This is a genomic window from Streptomyces sp. NBC_00597 (assembly GCF_041431095.1).
GTDB lineage: Bacteria > Actinomycetota > Actinomycetes > Streptomycetales > Streptomycetaceae > Streptomyces.
The window spans coordinates 4656021-4668575 of record NZ_CP107757.1; the positions used below are offsets into that span (position 1 = coordinate 4656021).

Here is a 12555-nt window from a genome sequence, read left to right on the forward strand (position 1 = left end):
GACATGTCAGAACAGGAACGTCAACAGCCAAGCCAAGGCCCGGGGGTCTCCGATGTCGTACGTACGCACCTTCCTTCCGTGGATCGTCTTCGCGGTGCTTCCGTCCGCACAGTGGCAGTGGGGCGCGCTCGCCGGTCTCGTCGCGGCGGTCGCGGTGGCCGCCCAGCAGCGCCTGGCCGGGGCCGGGTACGACGCGCTGATCATCGAGCTCGGCTCGGCGGTCTTCTTCGCGGCCCTGACGGTCGTCGCCTTCACAGACCCGCACTCGGGCGTGCACGACTACTCGGCGGCCCTCTCCTCGGCCACCCTGGCCCTCATCGCCGGGGGTTCGCTGCTCGTCGGCAAGCCGTTCACCCTGGGCATCGCCAAGCGCACCACCCCGCGCGAGGTGTGGGGCCTGCGTCCGTTCGTCCGGAGCAACGTCGTCATCACCGCCGTGTGGACGGCGGCCTTCGCGGTCACCGCCGGCGCGCTCACGGCCCTCGCCCACGCCGGCCACGGCCACTCGACGTCCGCCACGCTCGTCCAGGCCGCCGGGTTCGTCGTCCCGATGCTCTTCACCGTCCGCTACGTCGCCGCCGTCCAGGCCAAGGCCCGGGCCGCCGGGCAGCAGTAGGGTGCGGGCGTGTCGTCGTACTCGATCGGGCAGGCTGCGGGCCTCCTGGGCGTGAGCCCCGAAACCGTCCGCCGCTGGGCTGACGGGGGGCGACTGCCCGCCCGCCGCACGACCGACGGATCCCGTTCCGTCGACGGGGCGGTACTGGCCGCCTTCGCCAAGGAGCGGGCCGGGGTGCCGCAGCCACAGCCCCCGGCGGGGGACGGCACGGCGACCTCCGTACGGAACTCGTTCATCGGGATCGTCACGGCAGTGCGGCTCGATGAGGTGGCGGCCCAGGTGGAGATCCAGTCGGGCCCTCACCGGGTGGTGTCCGTGGTGACGCGGGAGTCGGTCGAGGAGCTCGGGATCGCGGTCGGGGTGTGCGTCACCGCGCGGGTGAAGTCCACCGAGGTCTACGTCGACCGCCCCTGATGAACCGTTACCCGCAGCGCAGCGCCGCGTACAGGTCCAGCTTGTGCTCCAGCCGGGACAGGTCGCGGCCCGTCAGGGACTCCACGCGCTCGATCCGGTAGTGCACCGTGTTCACGTGCAGGTGCAGGGCCTCCGCCGTGCGCGTCCAGGAGCAGTTGTTGGCGAGGAACACCTCCAGCGTCTCGCGCAGCATCCCGTCCCCGAGCGCCCCGAGCGTCCGTACCGCGTAGACCGACCGGACCTCTTCCGGGACCCCCGCCAACAGGGCCGCCAGGGTGTCCAGTTGTTCCACCGCCCGCACCGGAGCGCTCTCGTCCGTCGCCGTCAGGGCGAAGCGTGCCTGGTGCATCGACGCGCGTAGCCACTCAGCACCCGGAGCCCGCGCACCCGCGCCGAGCCGGAGGTCCGCGTCCGGGCCGCCGCACGCCTTAAGCAGCGGCCAGACCGAGCGGAGCCGGCCCGGGACGTCGAGCGCCGCGTCCTGGTCCTCGTACAGGACCGCGACCGAGCGGCCCACCGCGTACGGGACGTCCTCCAGGTGGGCCAGCGCCTCGGCCAGGGCGTCGCCGTCCGTCGCCGCGAGCACCCGGTACGGGCCTCCCGCCGGGAGCCCGGCCCCGGCCAGCGCCTCCTCCAGCGCCACCGGATCCGCGGCCGGGCCCTCGGCTTCGAGGAGGGCGGCCAGTTCCCGGCCCGCGGCGCGGGCGGCATCGCCGTGGCGCCGCCGCCCGCCGCGGTACTGGGCGAAGACCTCGTGCTGCGCGACGGCACGTACGACATCGCGGTCGGCACCGCCGAGTTCGGCAACGGCACCACCACCGTCCACAAGCAGATCACCGCCGGCGCGCTAAACACCACCGTTGACCGGATCGCGGTCCGCCAGTCGGACACGGACGTGGTCCGCCACGACACCGGCGCGTTCGGCTCGGCCGGCACGGTGGTGGCGGGCAAGGCGGTGCTGCTGGCGGCGGGCTCCCTCGCGGAGCGCCTCCAGACCTTCGCGGCCCGGCACACGGGCGTGGCCCGGCACCTGTGCAAGCTGTCGGCCGAGTCCTTCGACTGCGCGGGCCGCGTCGTCACCCTCAAGGAGCTGTACGAGGCCGCGTACGACAAGGGCAAGCTCGACGAGATGGCCGCCGACGGCCACTGGGGCGGCTCGCCGCGCTCGGTGGCCTTCAACGCGCAGTGGTTCCGGCTGGCGGTCGACCCGAACACCGGCGAGATGAAGATCCTGCGCAGCGTGCACGCGGCCGACGCGGGCAAGGTCATGAACCCGATGCAGTGCCGCGGCCAAGTGGAGGGCGGCGTGGCCCAGGCGCTGGGCGCGACGCTGTTCGAGACGGTACGGGTGGACGAGCGCGGGGAGGTCACCACGGCCGCGTTCCGCCGCTACCGGCTCCCGCAGTACGCGGACGTCCCGCGTACGGAGGTGCACTTCATGGAGACCTCGGACGCGATCGGCCCGCTGGGCGCGAAGTCGATGAGCGAGAGCCCCTTCAACCCGGTGGCCCCGGCGTTCGCGAACGCGCTGCGCGACGCGACGGGCGTGCGGTTCACGGAACTGCCGGTGACACGCGACATCGTATGGCGGAAGGTGAACCAGCGCTTGCGGAACCTGCAAGGGCAGAGCCCACGATAAAGCCACATCTGCGGGTTGTATCAACCTATTAACCTTGCAGATGAGGTTCCGGAATGACGGACCCCGGGCATCATCCGCACATGGCCAAACTCATGCTGCACGGAGATCTGGACCACCCGGCGACCCTGAGCGTCGCGGACCTGCGGGTCTGGGTACAGCACCGGGCCGAGGTCACGTTCGACTGCGCGACGAACGGTCCGCAGCGCCACGTGTTCGAGGGGGCCCTGCTGCGCGACGTGGTCGCGGACGCCGGACCGTCCTTCGACGCCCGCCGGCGCAAGGACCGCAGCCGCTTCCTGCTGGCGGTCAGCGGCGGGGACGGGCACCACTCGGTCCTGTCCTGGGCCGAGCTCGACGCGGACTTCGGTGACAGCGCGGTGCTGCTGGCCACCCGCCTCGACGGTGAGGACCTCGACGAGGTGGGCGCACAGCTGGTGGTCCCGTCGGACCGGTGCGGGGCGCGCTACGTCAGCGCCGTCACGCACGTGTGGTTCGGCTCGCTGTCGCCGCCGAACCTCGGGCTCTAGGGGGCCTCGGCTCAGGCGGTCGCGAGCGAGATCTCGGTGGACTTGATCAGCGCGACGACGGACGACCCGGCGGCCAGGCCGAGCGCCTCGACGGCGTCCTTGGTGATGGCGGCGGTCAGCCCGCCGCCGTTCACGTCCACCTTGACGGAGGCCATGGCACCCCCGGTGGCGACGTCGGAGACGGTGCCGGCGAGCTGGTTGCGGATGCTGATGCCGTCGACGGCGCCGGTGGCCAGCGCCACCTCCGTGGCCTTGACGAGCGCCTTGACCGAGGAGCCCTCGGCGAGGCCGAGGTCCTTGACGGCGTCGGTGGTGATGGCGGCGGTGACGTCCTGACCGCCCTCCAGACGGACCTTGACCGTGGCCATGGCCTCGCCCGTGGTGACGGCGGTGACGGTACCGGCGATCTGGTTGCGGATGCTGAGGCTCATGGGGTTGCTCGACCTCTTCGGTAGTGACCTCGCACGGTCCGGGGGAACCGCACAAGATCGACCGTAGACATCCCTGTCCCGGCCCGCGTCCGACCCATCGCATCCGCGACCCGGAACCACTCGTGCGGCTCGCCTCTGCGGTTGTTGTCGTGTGTCAGGCGTGCTGGGGTACCTCCGGCTTCAGCATGCCGCGCAGTGCGTCGCGGAACTCCTGGGTGTCCTCTTCTCCGTGCACGGAGACGCCGTGCTGGACGGCCGCCCCCATGACTTCGTCTTCCTCACCCGTGATGGTCAGGGTGCACCCGATCTCGCTGGGGTACTCCCTGCAGTCCATGACCTTGCGCATGACGCGCCTCCCTTCCACCCCCCACGATCCTCCGCATTCCCCAGGGGCGAAAGCCGGGCCGCTAGGCCTCGCGGGCGTACGAGACGAAACCGGCCCAAGCCTGGGGGGTCAGGGCGAGCTGGGGCCCGTCGAGGACCTTGGAATCCCGGACGCGCACGGCCGTCGGGCTGGCCGCCACCTCGATGCAAGAGTCGCCTTCGGAACCGCCGCTGTAGCTGCTCTTGAACCACGCCACCTCGACGCAGGAGTCGCCTTCACTACCGTCGCTGTAACTGCTCTTGAACCAGGCCAAGTCGCGCATCACGTATCTCCCAGCAAGTGCTCGATAAAAGCCCGGGACTCCCGTGGCGAGAGAGCCTGGGCTCGGATCATTCCATAGCGCAGCTCAAGGATCCGAAGCCGCTTCGCGTCAGAGACCGGACGCCCATTGAAGGCACCTTCGGAGCGCCCCACTGCCGTTCCATCCCCGAACTTCAGCACATCGATCCCGCCGTCCATACCTGCGTGCACCTCGCGGTCAAGCGGCATGACCTGGAACGACACATTGCGCAACTCGCTTACTTCCAGCAGTCGTTCGAGCTGCTGACGCCACACCATTGTGCCTCCGATCGGGCGGCGCAGCGTGCTCTCCTCGTGCACGAAACTGAGGGTGGGTGCCGGAGTGCGATTGAAGATCGACCACCGGGCCTGGCGTGCGGCCACGAACCGCTCCACCTCGTCCACCGAGTAGGCGGGCTGGCGCATCTCGAACATCGCCCGCGCGCAGGCCTCGGTCTGAAGCAAGCCATGCACGTGGTGGATGCTGTAACCCGCGACTTCGACAGCCAGGGCCTCCATCCTGGCCAAGTCCCGGACCTTTTTCGGGTACCGGACCCGCGACAAGTCCTCCCGCATGGCCCGGATCAGGCCGCCGGCCCTCAACGCGTCGTCCACCTTGTCCAAGTACTCCGGCTTGGCGATCCGCTTGCCGCCCTCGACCTTGTAGACCAGGGCCTCGCCGTACTGGATCGCCGCCGCCAGGTCGGCGACCCGTAGTCCCATCGCCTCGCGCCGCGCCCGCATTTGACGGCCGAGTGCCGCGACCACCGCCGCGCCCTGTTCGTCCTCGGGGTCCACGGACCAGCTGTGTTCTTCCGTACCGTCACTGTCCACGCCCATGCGCACCCACCTCCTCAACGCGCCTTACCCGTCACTCGCGTTGGGACAGTCCCGACAGCTTTGGACAAAGTCGTGGACATGCGTGCGGGCCGCTCGCGCAGGCGGGTCGCGCCCGGGTGCGACCCGGCGCGGCACGACCTTTGTCTTTGAAGGAACCAAGAGAAAGAACCCAGCCCTGCCCCTCCAGCCTCCCCCGAGCGACACTCACTCACACGGGTGAATTGCCCTAACTCAGCTGGGTTTCACGGCAGTTGCCTGGCATATGCTCGCCGCGACAACTCCAGACACAAGGCAGCCCCCGCCGGGACTCGCAATCCCGACGAGGGCCTGACCACGAGAAGGATCGAACTTCCCGGTGGCTTTCCAGCACTCTAACGCGCCCTCGCGCGCCACGTACGGCGTTCAACACGCCAACGTGCGGCAGACCCGCAATTTCACGGTCGTCAGCAACGACCTGATCCGGCACCCGCACCTGTCGATGGCTGCGCGGGCCCTCGGTACGTACATCCAGTCGGTGCCGCGCGGCACCCCGGTCGGCATCAAAGCCCTGGCCAAGCAGCTGCCCCTCGGGGAGAAGGCGATCGGCAAGGCGCTGGGCGAGCTGGAGGCGTACGGGTACCTGCGGCGGCTCCAGGAGAAGCTCCCCGATGGGCGGATCGTCACCCGAACGGTGTTCTGCAACGCCCCGAAGCCCGTCACCCGCCCGGACCCCATCCCCGGGCCCGACCCGGCGTCTGGGCCCGCCCCGGAGACCGGGCCAGGCCCAGAACCCGAGCCCAAGCCGGGCCCCGAGCCGAAGGCCGGTCCGGGACCAGACGCCGGACCGGGACCCGAGCCCGAGCCGTACCCCGGGCCGGGACCGGAGGCCGGGCCGGATCCGGGACCGGAGGCCGGGCCCGAGCCGGAGCCCGAGCCGTACCCCGGGCCGGGACCCGAGCCGGAGCCGTACCCCGGGCCGGGACCGGAGGCCGAGCCCGCCCCGGGGCCAGACGCCGGACCGGGACCGGAGCTGGGACCCGAGCCGTACCCCGGGCCGGGACCGGAGCCGGAGGCCGCATCGTGTCCGGAGGCCGGGCCCGAGCCGGAGGCTGCACCGGATCCGGGGCCGGGGGCCGGACCGGCGCAGCAAACCCGGACGCCCCCGAGCACCCCGAAACCGCCGGAGGCACTGGGCACCCCGAAACCGCCGGAGGTACCGGCGCCGCGCAACGCCGACAACCCGGCCCGCCGGCAGCTGGCCGAGGAACTGCTGGCCGAGCTGCGCCGGGCCGACCCCCGCCTGCTGCTCGGAGCCCGGGACGTCCAACGCCTCGCGGGCGGCGTCGAGGCCTGGCTGGAGCGCGGCGCCACCCATCACGCGGTCACCAGCGCCTTGTCGGCGAACCTCCCGGACCACCCCCGCAACCCGGCGGGCCTGATCGCCCACCGCCTGAGGACCCAGCTCCCGCCCCTCCTGGCACCGCCGCCCCACAGAGACCCCTTCGTCCCGCCGGACCCCTTCCAGACCTGCGAGACATGCGACCGCGCCTTCCGTGCCCCGACCCCCGGCACCTGCAAAGGCTGCCGGACGCACCCCGGAGGCGCGACCTAGCATGAAAGCGATGACTCGGACCTGGGCCACAGGGCACAGACGGGGAGTGAGCTCCATGGCCATCGCTCCGGACGACGTTCAGCGGGAAGTCCACTGGTATCCGGCCATGCGGGATGCCGTGCAGTCGCTGGACGACACGGTTCCCGGCAAGTTCGAGATCACCAAGGAAGGCATCGTCCACGACATGCTGGCTCCGTCCAGCCCTCACGAACTCACCTCGCTGCGCCTACGGAAGCGCCTGGAGAAGGTGATGCCGGACGAGCTGGTGGCCCACACCGGGGCCCCGGACGTGGAGGACGAGCTCCAAGGCATTCTGCGGTTGCCGGACATCATGCTGATCGCCGAAGCGGACATGGAGGGCCAGGGTTCCTTCGACCCCCGCACCCTCATCGCGGCCGTCGAGGTCGTCTCCCGCTCCAACCCGGACAACGACTGGGTCGGGAAGATGCGGGACTACCCGCTGCTCGGCATCCCGGTCTATGCCGTCTTCGACCCGCGCACCGGGACGGGCGCCGTCCTGTCGGACATCCACCGGACTCCCGCCGGGCCGCGCTACGCGACGCGCAAGGACTTCGTGTACGGCGAGGACGTCACCATCGGCGAGTGGACCGTGTCCACCGGGGGCCTGCCGCTCTACGCGTAGGGGCGGGGCCGCCGCGTGGGCCGGCCCCGCCCCGGAGGGACGGCTACGCGTCCGACATCTGCGGCATGTCGCCCGTCGTGTTCGACATGTCGATGACGGCGAACGCCGCACCCTGCTGGTCCGTCAGCGCGGCGAACCGGCCGAAGGGGCTGTCCATCGGGCCGAAGTGGAGCGCGCCGCCGTGCTTCTTGGCCTTGGCCACGGCCTCGTCACAGTCCGGGACCGAGAAGTAGACCTGGACGTACGGGGGGATCTCGGGCGGGAACTCGGCGCCCATGCTCATCCGGCCGAGGACCGGGTTCCCCGTGCCGCCGACGCTGTAGATCTTGAAGTCCATGCCGGCCATCTCGGGGTCGTCGCCGGGCTCCATCTTCTGGACGCCGTAAGGGAAGACCTTCGGGAGGAAGTCGTCCGCCTTGGCCGGGTCACGGGTGAAGACCTCCGCCCACGCGTACGCGCCCGGCTCCCCGGTCTTCTCGAAGCCCTTGTGTTCGCCCGGCTGCCAGACGCCGAACACCGCACCGCTCGGTTCCTTCGCGATCAGCATCGTGCCGAAGGTGCCGACCTGCATCGGCTCCATCATCAGCTCGCCGCCGGCCGCCTTGATCTTCTCCGCGGTGGCCGCCGCATCGGGCGAGGCGAGGTACAGGCACCACTGCGACGGGGCCTCGGCGCCCGGCATCGGCGGGACGACGGCCGCCACGGCCTTGCCGTCGGAGTACGCCTGCGTGTAGTTGCCGTACTCGCTGGACGCCTCGCCGAAGGTCCAGCCCAGCACGTCGGAGTAGAAGGCTTTGGCGCCCTCCACGTCCTTGAACATCGCGTCCGCCCAGCACGGAGCGCCTTCCGGGAACTCAGCCATGATCGATCGACTCCTGTGTCGTTTCGTCCATTTTGCGCGGTTCTCACGCTAGGTCCGCGGTGCGGCGACCGCGCGGGGAACGCGGCCACGCGGGACGCTGGAGCCATGGACATCACGATGCGGCTGGCCCAGCAGCCGGAGGCCGACGAGCTCCTCGGCCGCAGCCCGCTCGCCGCCCTCGTCGGCATGCTGCTCGACCAGCAGGTGCCGATGGAGTGGGCGTTCTCCGGGCCGTACACGATCGCCCGGCGGATGGGCGCGGACGATCTGGACGCGCACGCCATCGCCGCCGCCGACCCCGAGGCCTTCGCCGCGCTGCTCTCCGAGAAGCCGGCCGTGCACCGCTACCCCGGGTCGATGGCGAAGCGGGTGCAGCAGCTGTGCGCGTACCTGGTGGAGCGCTACGACGGGGACGCGGAGGCCGTCTGGCGCGGCGTGCCGACCGGCGACGAGCTGCTGAAGCGGCTCAAGGAGCTGCCCGGGTTCGGCGAGCAGAAGGCCCAGATCTTCCTGGCCCTGCTCGGCAAGCAGCTCGGCGTGCGCCCCAAGGGCTGGCGCGAGGCGGCCGGCGGCTACGGACAGGCCGACGTCTACCGCTCGGCGGCCGACATCACCGGGCCGGAGTCCCTGGCGAAGGTACGGGCGCACAAGCAGGAGATGAAGGCCGCGGCCAAGGCCGCCAAGAGCGGCAAATGAAGCGAACGGCCGGAGATTGACCGGGAATTCCAGGCTCAAATTGGCCCCTGCCACCGGTCACATGACTGCGTAGATTAGTGGTCATGACGAACGAGATCCTGACCCGCGCCGCCACCGCCGAGACCATCACCGACGGCCCCGGTAGCGTCATCACCCTGCTGACCGACACCGCCGAACTCACCTGCAACACCGCCACCTTCGACGAGGGTGCGGCCGGCGCCCCCGTCCACTTCCACACCAAGGCGACCGAGTTCTTCCACGTCACCGCCGGGCGGCTCGACGTTCTGGTCGGCGACGAGGTCAGGACCCTCACCGCCGGCGACTTCCTGTCGGTCCCGGCGGGCGTGAAGCACGCGTTCGCGCCCTCCCCGGGGCACACGGCGAGCGTCTTCGTCGGCTTCACGCCCGGCATGGGGCGCTTCGACTACTACCGGCTCCTCGGCCGGGTCCGCGCGGGCGAGGCCACCGTCCAGGACATCATCGACAGCCAGCCCACGTACGACAACCACTACGCGGAGAGCGACGCCTGGGCCGGCCGCTTGCGCAACGCCGACGCGTAGGTCTCGTCCGCGTCGAGGCGCCGGAGCTCCTCCGCGAGGAGCTCGGCCTTGCTGCGGATCTTCAGGGCCACCTTGCGGTCGGGGCTGCCCGGCAGGACCAGCGTGGCCTGCGCCCCGTCGGGGCGGTCCACCGTGATCGTGCCCGCCGGGCCCTCCAGCCGGACCCGCGTGATCACCGGCCCGTCCGTGCTGATCCGCTCCACCGGCGCTCCCAGCCGGTCCTCCAGCCAGCGGGCCAGCAGCTCGGCGCTCGGGTTGTCGGCCTCGCTCTCCACTGCCCCGCCCGTCACCGGCAGCGGCTTCTGGTCCATCGCGGCGGCCAGCAGCGCCCGCCACGGCGTCAGCCGGGTCCACGCGAGGTCTGTGTCCCCGGGGGCGTACGTGGCACCCCGCTCGTCCAGTACGGCCACCGGGTCGGCGGCGGCCTCGGCGTCCGTGATCCGGCGTTGCGCGAGCGCGCCCAGCGGATCCCGAGCCGGGTCGGCGGGGGCGTCGGCCGGCCACCACGCCACCACCGGCGCGTCGGGCACCAGCAGCGGGAGGACCACCGAACCCGCCTGCTCGGTGAGCGCACCGTGCAGGCGCAGCAGCACGATCTCCCCGCTCCCGGCGTCCGAACCGACCCGCAGCTCGGCGTCCAGGCGGGTCTGGCGGAGCTTGTGGGGCCCGCGCGAGGTGCGCTTGATCACCGCGATGATGCGGCACGGGTGTTCGCGCGAGGCCTCCGAGGCCGCGCGGACGGCGTCGTACGCGTTCTCCTCGTCGGTGGCGATGACGAGCGTCAGGACGAGGCCCATGGTGGGGCTGCCGATGGCCCGTCGGGCGGCGAGCAACGCCCGGTCGATCTTGCTGGACGTGGTGTCGGTGAGTTCGGTCCGCATGGGGCGAAGTCTGTCAGCGTCGAAGCCGCCGGCGGCACCCCGGCCGCCGATCCGGTTGACGAATGCGTCACCTGCGCCGCGCCGCGGCCACCTGGGGAACTCCCCGGCAGCCTGCGCAAGTTCCCCGTCACCGGCGGAGCCGGGATCATCTGCGCCGCTTCGCCGTGCCGAAGATCGAGCGGGAGATCTCCCGGCCCAGCTGGGTCCCGACCGAGCGGGCCAGCGAGCGGAACAGCCCGCTCCCCACCACCTGCTCGGCCAGCGAAGGCTCCGGCTTCGGTGCGCTGCGCGCCTTCGCGGCTTCCTTGGCCTGGTCCTTGGCCTGGTCCTTGGCCTGTTTCTCGGCCGCCGCGCCGGCCGCGGCCGCTTCCGCCGCCGCCTCGGCCGCAGCCTGCTCGGCACTGATCTTCTCGTAGGCCGACTCGCGGTCGACGGCCTCCGCGTACCGCGAGTGGAGGGGCGAGGACTTCACCGCCGAGTCCAGGACCGCCGGCTCGATCGGGCCCATCAACGACTGCGGGGCGCGCAGCCGGGTCGCCGCGACCGGGGTCGGGGCGCCCTTCTCGCTGAGTACGGTGACCACCGCCTCACCCGTCCCGAGCCCGGTCAGGAGCTCCTCCAGGTCGTAGGCGGAGTTGGGGAAGGTCCGCACGGTGGCCTTCAGCGCCTTGGCGTCGTCCGGGGTGAAGGCGCGCAGCGCGTGCTGCACCCGGTTGCCGAGCTGCGCGAGCACGTCCGACGGCACGTCCTTGGGGGTCTGCGTCACGAAGAAGATGCCGACGCCCTTCGAGCGGATCAGCCGCACGGTCTGCGTGATGGACTCCAGGAAGGCCTTGGAAGCGCCGCTGAACAACAGGTGGGCCTCGTCGAAGAAGAAGACGAGTTTGGGCTTCTCCAGGTCGCCGACTTCCGGCAGGTCGGTGTAGAGGTCGGCCAGCAGCCACATCAGGAAGGTGGAGAAGAGCTGCGGCTTGTCCTGGACCGCCGGGAGTTCCAGTACGGAGACCAGTCCGCGCCCGTCGGCGGCCGTCCGCAGGAATTCGCTCGTGTCGAATTCCGGCTCGCCGAAGAGCTCCGTGGCGCCCTGCTGCTCGAAGGCGGTCAGGGCGCGCAGGATCACCCCGGCCGTCACCGTGGAGAGCCCGCCGATGCCCTTGAGCTCGGCTTTCCCCTGGTCGGAGACGAGGAAGGCGACGACCGCCCGCAGGTCCTTGAGGTCGATCAGCTCCAGTCCCTTGGTGTCGGCGTAGTGGAAGATCAGGCCGAGCGACTGCTCCTGGGTCTGGTTGAGCTGGAGCACCTTCGACATCAGTACCGGGCCGAAACCCGTCACCGTCGCCCGGAGCGGAATGCCGGGGCCGATACCGCCCAGCGCATAGAACTCGCTGGGGAATCCGGTGCCTTCCCAGTGCTGGGCGACTTCCTTCACGCGTTCCGCGACCTTCTCGTTGGCCGCGCCGGGCGCGGAGATCCCCGAGACGTCCCCCTTGATGTCGGCGAGGAACACCGGGACGCCGGACGCCGACAGCTGCTCGGCGATGAGTTGGAGGGTCTTCGTCTTGCCGGTGCCCGTGGCGCCCGCGACCAGCCCGTGGCGGTTCAGCATCGACAGCGGGATGCGGATCTGCCGCTCCGGGAGGCACGCGCCGTCCCAGAGCAGGGCCCCCAGTTCGAGCGCGGGTCCGGTGAAGGCATATCCGGCGCCGATCTGGGCAGCCGGTGACGCCGGGTCGGTGCTCTCGCTCATACATCACTCCCGAAATAGCCCTGTCTGCCACTTTTGCACCGGCATAGCAAGGCTGCGCCCGCAGGCACCGGCCCGGTAGGCTTTCCGTGTGATCTTCAAGCGCATCGGAAACGGGCGGCCGTACCCCGACCACGGCAGGGAAACCACCCGGCAGTGGGCGGACGTCGCCCCGCGCCCGGTCCGTCTCGACCAGTTGGTGACGACCAAGGGCCAGCTGGACCTTGAGACGCTGCTCGCCGAGGACTCGACGTTCTACGGCGACCTCTTCGCCCACGTCGTGAAGTGGCAGGGCGACCTGTACCTGGAGGACGGGCTGCACCGCGCCGTGCGCGCGGCCCTCCAACAGCGCCAGGTGCTGCACGCGCGCGTCCTCGAAATGGACTACTGAGCCGGCACCGAACCGAAAAGGCGCCCGGCCCCGGCCCCCGCCTGGGTTTCCGGTTC

At 71.0% G+C, this 12555-nt stretch carries 16 protein-coding genes and 1 pseudogene; 9 read left to right on the forward strand and 8 right to left on the reverse strand.

The genetic code is table 11. From position 1 onward, the window contains the following. Nucleotides 1-52: 52 nt before the first annotated feature. Both OG974_RS20955 and OG974_RS20960 read left to right on the forward strand, forming a co-directional pair. A complete protein-coding gene (locus OG974_RS20955; RefSeq protein WP_327284193.1) occupies nucleotides 53-616 on the forward strand; it encodes a hypothetical protein in 564 nt (187 codons plus the stop codon). 9 nt (nucleotides 617-625) lie between these two features. Next, the gene (locus OG974_RS20960; protein ID WP_327284194.1) at nucleotides 626-1030 is read left to right on the forward strand and encodes a helix-turn-helix transcriptional regulator; all 405 of its coding nucleotides are present in this window, start codon (nucleotides 626-628) and stop codon (nucleotides 1028-1030) included. 7 nt (nucleotides 1031-1037) lie between these two features. On the opposite strand, the gene OG974_RS20965 is transcribed toward OG974_RS20960, so the two are convergent. Then, nucleotides 1038-1616 (reverse strand): PucR family transcriptional regulator, encoded by a 579-nt coding sequence (locus tag OG974_RS20965; RefSeq protein ID WP_371644067.1) that lies wholly within the window; start codon nucleotides 1614-1616, stop codon nucleotides 1038-1040. 171 nt (nucleotides 1617-1787) lie between these two features. Between OG974_RS20965 and OG974_RS20970 the strand changes: the two are divergent. After that, a pseudogene (locus OG974_RS20970) lies at nucleotides 1788-2669 on the forward strand (xanthine dehydrogenase family protein molybdopterin-binding subunit); the annotation flags it as partial. Nucleotides 2670-2749: 80 nt separating this feature from the next. Further along, on the forward strand, nucleotides 2750-3196 hold the full coding sequence (locus OG974_RS20975) for a molybdopterin-dependent oxidoreductase (protein ID WP_371644068.1): 447 nt from the start codon (nucleotides 2750-2752) through the stop codon (nucleotides 3194-3196). 11 nt (nucleotides 3197-3207) lie between these two features. Here the strand turns inward: OG974_RS20975 and OG974_RS20980 are convergent, their stop codons facing one another. The 4 genes from OG974_RS20980 to OG974_RS20995 form a co-directional block, all read right to left on the reverse strand. Then, entirely contained in the window at nucleotides 3208-3627 is a 420-nt protein-coding gene (locus OG974_RS20980) for a molybdopterin-binding protein (protein ID WP_371644070.1), read from the reverse strand. A gap of 154 nt (nucleotides 3628-3781) precedes the next feature. Next, nucleotides 3782-3973: a DUF1059 domain-containing protein gene (locus tag OG974_RS20985; RefSeq protein ID WP_328763181.1), complete on the reverse strand. Its 192-nt coding sequence runs from the start codon at nucleotides 3971-3973 to the stop codon at nucleotides 3782-3784. 61 nt (nucleotides 3974-4034) lie between these two features. After that, entirely contained in the window at nucleotides 4035-4274 is a 240-nt protein-coding gene (locus OG974_RS20990; protein WP_371644073.1) for a DUF397 domain-containing protein, read from the reverse strand. Further along, the gene (locus tag OG974_RS20995) at nucleotides 4274-5131 is read right to left on the reverse strand and encodes a Scr1 family TA system antitoxin-like transcriptional regulator (protein WP_328763183.1); all 858 of its coding nucleotides are present in this window, start codon (nucleotides 5129-5131) and stop codon (nucleotides 4274-4276) included. The genes OG974_RS20990 and OG974_RS20995 overlap by 1 nt, the downstream gene beginning before the upstream one ends. A gap of 355 nt (nucleotides 5132-5486) precedes the next feature. Between OG974_RS20995 and OG974_RS21000 the strand changes: the two genes are divergently transcribed. Further along, nucleotides 5487-6722, forward strand: coding sequence for a hypothetical protein (locus tag OG974_RS21000; protein WP_371644075.1), 1236 nt, complete (start codon nucleotides 5487-5489; stop codon nucleotides 6720-6722). 55 nt (nucleotides 6723-6777) lie between these two features. Then, complete coding sequence (locus OG974_RS21005) at nucleotides 6778-7365, forward strand: Uma2 family endonuclease (RefSeq protein WP_329313948.1); 588 nt, start codon at nucleotides 6778-6780, stop codon at nucleotides 7363-7365. Between the two features lie 43 nt (nucleotides 7366-7408). Here the strand turns inward: OG974_RS21005 and OG974_RS21010 are convergent, their stop codons facing one another. Then, nucleotides 7409-8227, reverse strand: coding sequence for a VOC family protein (locus OG974_RS21010; RefSeq protein ID WP_327284205.1), 819 nt, complete (start codon nucleotides 8225-8227; stop codon nucleotides 7409-7411). 105 nt (nucleotides 8228-8332) lie between these two features. Between OG974_RS21010 and OG974_RS21015 the strand changes: the two genes are divergently transcribed. Beyond that, nucleotides 8333-8923: an HhH-GPD-type base excision DNA repair protein gene (locus tag OG974_RS21015; RefSeq protein WP_371644077.1), complete on the forward strand. Its 591-nt coding sequence runs from the start codon at nucleotides 8333-8335 to the stop codon at nucleotides 8921-8923. 83 nt (nucleotides 8924-9006) lie between these two features. Then, nucleotides 9007-9483 carry a cupin domain-containing protein gene (locus tag OG974_RS21020; protein ID WP_327284207.1) on the forward strand — a complete coding sequence of 159 codons (477 nt, stop codon included), beginning with the start codon at nucleotides 9007-9009 and terminating at the stop codon, nucleotides 9481-9483. Here OG974_RS21020 and opcA read toward each other — a convergent pair. Together opcA and OG974_RS21030 are read right to left on the reverse strand one after the other, a co-directional pair. Further along, nucleotides 9432-10364, reverse strand: a complete 933-nt coding sequence (gene opcA, locus OG974_RS21025; RefSeq protein ID WP_327284208.1) for a glucose-6-phosphate dehydrogenase assembly protein OpcA — start codon at nucleotides 10362-10364, stop codon at nucleotides 9432-9434. The two genes, OG974_RS21020 and opcA, sit on opposite strands and share 52 nt — an antisense overlap. Nucleotides 10365-10509: 145 nt before the next feature. After that, nucleotides 10510-12111 carry a helicase HerA-like domain-containing protein gene (locus OG974_RS21030; RefSeq protein ID WP_327284209.1) on the reverse strand — a complete coding sequence of 534 codons (1602 nt, stop codon included), beginning with the start codon at nucleotides 12109-12111 and terminating at the stop codon, nucleotides 10510-10512. An 88-nt stretch (nucleotides 12112-12199) separates the two neighbouring features. Between OG974_RS21030 and OG974_RS21035 the strand changes: the two genes are divergently transcribed. Then, nucleotides 12200-12499, forward strand: a complete 300-nt coding sequence (locus OG974_RS21035) for a type II toxin-antitoxin system VapB family antitoxin (RefSeq protein WP_030160221.1) — start codon at nucleotides 12200-12202, stop codon at nucleotides 12497-12499. Nucleotides 12500-12555: the final 56 nt, after the last annotated feature.